Here is a 3,359-nt window from a genome sequence, read left to right on the forward strand (position 1 = left end):
ATTCCCCACCGCGCCCCACGGCTGTCGGATATGCGTGCTATCTGCGGGTTTGCTGACGGTTGTCGGACCGGCGGCACCGTGTGCCGTGTGTGTCGGGGGAACTGCGGCGCAAGTTCCCCACCTCGGTGATAGCTGATGTGACCTGCGAAGTTCGCCAACCGGGGACCGAGATCACCGCCGCTTTCGATTGAAAGTGGGGGAAAGTGGGGTAATGTGGAGCGCGCACTACAGGAGGCCGAACAGACGAGGGGTGATCCGGTAGGAGGTGTCGGGAGTTGTTTCTCGGGACCTATACCCCCCGTTTGGACGACAAGGGGCGACTGACGTTGCCTGCGAAGTTTCGAGACGAACTGGCGGGAGGGTTGATGGTCACGAAGGGACAGGACCACAGCCTTGCCGTGTATCCGAAGGACGAGTTCACCGCCCTCGCGCGGCGAGCCGCGGCCGCGTCTCGAAGCAATCCGCAGGCCCGTGCCTTCGTCCGCGCACTCGCGGCCTCCACCGATGAGCAGCGCCCGGACGGACAGGGCCGGATCATGCTGTCGGCCGAACACCGCCGCTACGCGAACCTGACCAAGGACTGCGTGGTGATCGGCTCGGTCGACTTTCTGGAGATTTGGGACAAGGCGGCGTGGGATTCCTACCTCGCCGAGCATGAGGAGGATTACTCGCAAGCCAGAGACGAGTCGCTGGGCGGGATCTTCTAGCCCACAGCGAGGCGAGTGCCCTGCGGCCTCTGCCCGACGCCGACCCTGACGTACTTCCCCAACGCCAGGTGCGGTGCTTCGGTCAGAGACCACGGGGCATTGGTCACCGCACTGAAGAGTCGACCAACTCAGCAGTGAAGTCCGAATCGCAAGCGACCCGCACGGGGTGTGCGAACGAACGTGAGGCAGGATCCGGGAGGTCTAGGTGCACCGAAACACCGATGGTCCCCGTCACGTTCCGGTCCTCCTCCACCGCGCCGATGAAATCCTCGGTCCCGCACTGCATTCCGATGGCGCGGTCTATGTCGACTGCACCCTCGGCCTGGGCGGCCACGCCGAGTACTTCCTGCGCACCTATCCGAACATCCGGCTCGTCGGACTGGATCGCGATACCGAGGCGCTGACACTGGCGGGTGAGCGACTACGCCCGTTCGAGGACCGAATCACCCTGGTGCACACCAGGTACGACGGGATCCCGGGCGCGCTGGAGCAGGCCGGACTCGCCCCGCGGGGTTCGGTACAGGCCATCCTGATGGATCTCGGCGTCTCCTCCATGCAGTTGGACGAGGCCGACCGCGGTTTCGCCTACTCCGTGGACGCGCCACTCGATATGCGCATGGACCCCAGCGGCGGGATGACCGCCGCCGATGTGCTCAACACCTACAGCCACGGTGATCTGGCCCGGGTGCTGAAGACCTACGGTGACGAGCGGTTCGCGGGCAAGATCGCCTCCGAGGTGCTGCGCCGCCGCCAGCAGAAGCCCTTCACCACCAGCGCCGAACTGGTGGAAGTGCTCTACGCCGCCATTCCCGCCGCCGCCCGTCGCACCGGCGGGCACCCCGCCAAGCGCACCTTCCAGGCGCTGCGGGTGGAGGTGAACCGAGAACTGGAATCCCTCGAAGCGGCGCTGCCCGCCGCCCTCGACGCGCTCGCCCCGGGCGGACGCATCGTGGTGATGAGCTACCAGTCGCTCGAGGACAAGGTGGTCAAGGCGGAGTTCGCCAAGCGGTCCGCCTCGCGCACCCCACTCGACCTGCCCGTCGAACTGCCCGGTATGGGCCCGGAATTCAAGATCCTGACCCGGGGCGCGGAGAAGGCGACGGAGCAGGAGATCGAGGACAACCCGCGGGCCGCGCCGGTACGGATGCGCGCGGCCGAGCGGATCGCTGGGGAGGAGACGACATGACCCGGAGCAGACGACCGCGCGCGGGCACATGTGTGGGAGGGGTGGTGCTATGACGATGACGCAGGGACGTGTGCAGCGTCGCGAGAACCGCCCGGCCCGTCGGGTCAAGGCGGCCGAGCAGGTGAAATCCGGTGCGGCGCAGCGGGCCTACGCCAAGCGGCGCAGTCGCGAGGGCGCACCCGCCCTGCCGCGTACCGGGGAACCGGTGCTGGCGGGCCGCATTCCGTTCGTCGCGACCATTCTCGCGCTGCTCGGTTGCGGGCTGGCGCTCACCCTGCTGCTCACCACCCGCGCCACCGAGGACAGCTACGAACTCGGCGAGGCTCGGCGGGCGAATCAGCAGCTCTCCGATGAACGCGACGCGCTGGCGCGCGACGTAGCGGCCGCCGCCTCGGCCCCCGAACTGGCCTCGCGCGCCCGCGAACTCGGCATGATCCCGGCCCGCGACCCCGCGCGGCTGGTGATCGGTCCGAACGGTGAGGTGATCGTGGTCGGCGACCCGACCCCGGCGGCCGGTTCTCCCGCGCCCCCGCTGAACACGCTGCCGCCCACCCCTGGCACGCCCCCACCGAACCTGTCGCAGGCACAGGGCGAGCGCGTCGTCCCGGTCACCACCACCCCGGCGGCCCCGCCCGCGGCGAACCAGAACCCGGCCATCCAGGCCGCTCCGCAGCCGACCCCGGCCGCTCCGCCGAACCAGCAGCCTTCCACCGCACCCGTGAACGAGGGCGCGCCGCAGCCTCCCGCCGCACCCGTGAACGAGGGCGCGCCGCAGCCTCCCGCCGCACCGGTGAACAACGAGGGCGCGCCCCCGCCCCCGGCCGCCCCGGCCGACCAGCCTGCACCCCAACAGGTTCCGCCCGCTCCGGAGGCCCCGGCCGCGGCGCAGCCCGCCCCGCAGGACCCGGTCGCGTCCGCACCGCAACAGGTCCAGCAGCCCCCGCAGGCACCCTTGCCCGTCACCCCGAATCCGGTGCAGGCCACACCCGCCCCGGCCCTCCAGGGGGTGCCGCGATGACTCGGGTTCGTCGAACGTCCGCCACCGCACCGGTGGACCGCGTGGTCGCACGTCCGGTCACGCGGGTCCGTCGCGGCCAGATCTCGGCGGGATCGACACCGCCCGGGGTCGCCCGGTCGCTCCGTCCGCACGAAGCAGGTGCGCGGCACACCCGCCCGCGATGGTCGGGGCACGCCGTTGTGACCGCTGGGCATACGAATCCGGGCTGTGGCGGTAGTGAGCCGATCCCGCCTGCCGTCGCTGTCGCCGCCTGCGGTGCGGCCGGGTGTGCCAGACTCCGCCGCGATCGCATCGAGCGGAGTGCGCCGCGACCCTACTGCTCGCGCCCGAATCCGAGTACGGGACCGCTTGATTCGCGCCTCGACGGCCTTGGACAGCGAGGCGTCGCGGTCGTGCCGCCGTCCGGGTGCGACCGCACGCTGTCGGATGCGCGGAGCGAGGTGATCGG

Annotated in this window: 3 protein-coding genes; all 3 read left to right on the forward strand. The window is 70.3% G+C overall.

The genetic code is table 11. The annotated features are described in order from the left end of the window. Window positions 1-275: 275 nt before the first annotated feature. The 3 genes from mraZ (at window position 276) to QK444_RS34405 (ending at window position 2,911) form a co-directional block, all read left to right on the forward strand. Entirely contained in the window at window positions 276-707 is a 432-nt protein-coding gene (mraZ, locus tag QK444_RS34395; protein ID WP_029929310.1) for a division/cell wall cluster transcriptional repressor MraZ, read from the forward strand. Between the two features lie 205 nt (window positions 708-912). Continuing rightward, window positions 913-1,893, forward strand: coding sequence for a 16S rRNA (cytosine(1402)-N(4))-methyltransferase RsmH (gene rsmH / locus QK444_RS34400; RefSeq protein ID WP_282786184.1), 981 nt, complete (start codon window positions 913-915; stop codon window positions 1,891-1,893). Window positions 1,894-1,948: 55 nt separating this feature from the next. Continuing rightward, window positions 1,949-2,911, forward strand: coding sequence for a hypothetical protein (locus QK444_RS34405; protein WP_282786185.1), 963 nt, complete (start codon window positions 1,949-1,951; stop codon window positions 2,909-2,911). Window positions 2,912-3,359: the final 448 nt, after the last annotated feature.

This window comes from Nocardia sp. CC201C, from assembly GCF_030010695.1.
Taxonomy (GTDB): Bacteria; Actinomycetota; Actinomycetes; order Mycobacteriales; family Mycobacteriaceae; genus Nocardia; species Nocardia otitidiscaviarum.